The sequence below is a fragment of the Caballeronia terrestris genome, assembly GCF_001544515.1.
GTDB lineage: Bacteria > Pseudomonadota > Gammaproteobacteria > Burkholderiales > Burkholderiaceae > Caballeronia > Caballeronia terrestris.
Genome location: NZ_FCOL02000232.1, coordinates 1 through 3,084, shown reverse-complemented (window position 1 = coordinate 3,084; position 3,084 = coordinate 1). Strand labels below are relative to the sequence as shown.

Genomic DNA, 3,084 nt, shown 5'->3' with positions numbered 1-3,084 from the left:
TTTTAAGGGCGGGAACTCAAAGCACTGCAATGTTCTCCTTCGGTTATCCCTTCATTTTGGATGAGCAGCGACCCTCCGTCACCTTACCCTTCAAAACCGACGGCGTGCTATGCCACGCGCGAAGACCGGATCGGCCGCAACCCGCTGCGGATTGCGCCTCTGGATAGCTCTCCTGCGTTTGCCTGCCAGGTGCAAGGCCCTCAATCATCCCAGGTCCACTCGCGGATCTCATCGCAATCGATGCCTTCCTCGTGCGCATGCCGGATGCTCTCGATGATCTGCTCCTTGAGCCAGTTCTTGGTATGAGCGCCCGAGTCCGCCAAGCGCGGTACGCGGTCGATCACGTCGATGGAGAGTGTGTAGCGGTCCACCTCGTTGATGATGGCAAGCTCAAATGGCGTATTGATGTTGCCTTTCTCGCGATAGCCGTGCACGTGGATATTCTCGTGATTCGTGCGATTGTAGGTGAGCTTGTGCACCAGCGACCCATACGAATGGAAGTTGAAAATGACCGGCCTGTCGCGCGTGAAGATCGAGTCGAAGTCGCGATGCGAAAGGCCGTGAGGATGATCCGTATCCGGCAAGAGACGAAACAGGTCGACCACGTTGACGAAGCGGATTTTGAGGTCCTTGAAGTGTTGTTTCAGGATCCGCACGGCGGCGAGCGACTCCATCGTCGCGATGTCCCCCGCGCAGGCCATCACGACGTCGGGCTCCGCGCACGCGTCGGTCGATGCCCAGTCCCAGATGCCGATTCCTTTGGTGCAGTGGATGATTGCTTCTCGCATGCTGAGATATTGCAGATGCGGCTGCTTGTCCGCGACAATCACGTTCACGTAGTCACGACTGCGCAGGCAATGGTCCGCCACGCTCAGGAGGCAGTTCGCATCGGGCGGCAGATAGATGCGCACGACGTCCGGGCTCTTGTTCGTGACGACATCGAGAAAGCCCGGGTCCTGATGGGTGAAGCCGTTGTTCTGCCGCCAGACGAGCGACGTGATGAGCAGGTTGATCGACGGCACCGGTGCGCGCCAGTCGAGGTCCTTCTTTGATTTCTCCAGCCATTTGGCGTGCTGATTGAACATTGAGTCGATCACGTGGACAAACGCCTCGTAGGTGGCAAAGAGGCCATGACGCCCGGTGAGCACGTAGCCTTCGAACCAGCCTTCGAGCGTGTGCTCGCTCAGCATTTCCATCACGCGACCGTCGGGCGAAAGTGCGCCCCCATCACTGTCCTCCGGGTTCGTCTGCGCTATCCAGCGCTTGCCTGACGCCTCATAGACCCCGTCGAGCTTGTTGCTCGCCGTTTCGTCCGGGCCGAAGAGCCGGAAGTTGTTCATGTTGCGACGGATCACCTCGGTGAGGAACCTGGCGAGCACGACGGTCGGCGACTGGTACACGGTGCCTGGCGCCTTGAATTCGAATGCGAAGTCGTGGATGTCGGGCAAATCGAGCGACTTGCGCAGCTTGCCGCCATTCGCGTGCGGGTTCGCGCTGATGCGCCGCTCGCCCTTCGGCGCGAGTTCGCGTAGCACCTCGATTAGCCGACCCTCTTCGTCGAACAGCTTTTCGGGCCGGTAGCTGCGCATCCACGCTTCGAGGAGGCGCAGGTTCCCGCGGTTGGTCACCGGATCGGATACTGGCACCTGGTGCGAGCGCCAGAAGTCTTGCACCTTGTGACCGTCCACTTCCTTCGGACCTGTCCAGCCCTCCGGCGTGCGCAGCACGATCATCGGCCAGCGGGGACGCGTCGAGTCTCTGCGCGTGCGGGCATGTTGCTGAATGGCGCGGATCTCTCCGATGCATGCGTCAAGCGTCGTCGCCATTCGCCGATGCATTTCCTCGGGCTCGCAGCCTTCGACGAAATGGGGCTTGTAGCCATAGCCGATGAAGAGCGCCTCCAGCTCTTCGTACGGGATGCGTGCGAGGATCGTTGGATTGGCGATCTTGTAGCCGTTCAGATTGAGGATCGGAAGGACCGCGCCGTCCGTGACCGGGTTAAGGAACTTGTTCGAATGCCAGGACGTGGCGAGCGGTCCGGTCTCGGCTTCGCCGTCGCCCACCATGGTTTCATGTATCGAGCCGGGCGTCTCGGGCGTGCAGTGCGAGCCGATCCCCCCCGGCGACGAGAATGCGCGAAAGAGCCTGAGCATGCCGCGTTCATCGGCGCCGCGGTCCGGATAGACCTCGGAGTAAACACTCTCCAGCCAGGAGTTGGCGAGCGTCGCAGGCGCGCCGTGCCCGGGTCCGGACACGAAGAGCACGTTCAGATCGTCTCTCAGGATGAGGCGGTTCAGATGCACCCAAGCGGACGACTGGCCGGGGTCAGATCCCCAGTGGTCGAGCAGGCGCCTCTTGATGTGCTCCGGCAAGAGCGGCTCTTTCAGCAGCGGATTCGCGCGCAGATAGATCATGCCCACCGATAGATAGTTGCAGGCTCGCCAATAGGCGTCGATCTTGCTCAGTTCGTCGGGCGAAAGCGGCGGCGTTTGGGGGCTTTGCATTGGTGCAGGCGATTGACTGTCGAGGTTTAATTGCTTCTCCTGTCGATCGTGAATGAATGGTTTTGATTCGATTACCCGAACGCCGTCCGGGGCAGGTGGGCGACAGCCAGACATGAAAACAGGTTAGTTTCTGAAGCGCATGTGTCGTGGGAATGAACAAATGGACCAATGGCACATGGTAGCCGTCGCGTCGAAGCGATGCATGAGGCGCAGGAAGCTTTCGGGGCGCTGCCGAGCGTGAACTGCCGCGATCCGCGACGACAGTGCGCGCCCATGTCGACCAGGTCGACCAGTTCGGCGTCGAACTCGCCGCGCATTTCATGATGTAATGCGCGATGCCGTCGTCGGTATGGGCTCGAGGAGGGGTGAGGCGTTCGACTTGATCCGAGTCTACGAACATGAGCCTTGGCGCCCTTGATTCAGATCAAGCCTTTCGCTTGCGATCGCCTCTAGGCGGCATAGGCGCAAGTCGGAGCGCGTCTCCGCGCGTACCGACATCTGCGAGGATCTGCACATCCTGAAGGCGGTTCGGTGCAGCAAATAAGCGGAGCGAGATGCGATAGCATTCTCACTCATTGTC

Annotated in this window: 1 protein-coding gene; it reads right to left on the bottom strand. The window is 60.4% G+C overall.

Annotated features, from left to right (window positions below):
- Positions 1 to 200: 200 nt before the first annotated feature.
- A complete protein-coding gene (locus AWB67_RS35760; RefSeq protein WP_087660604.1) occupies positions 201 to 2,504 on the bottom strand; it encodes a phosphoketolase family protein in 2,304 nt (767 codons plus the stop codon).
- Positions 2,505 to 3,084 lie beyond the last annotated feature (580 nt).

Bases quoted from the DNA above. Each gene is read 5' to 3' on its own strand.
- AWB67_RS35760 (WP_087660604.1), bottom strand. From the start codon at position 2,504: ATGCAAAGCCCCCAAACGCCGCCGCTTTCGCCCGACGAACTGAGCAAG.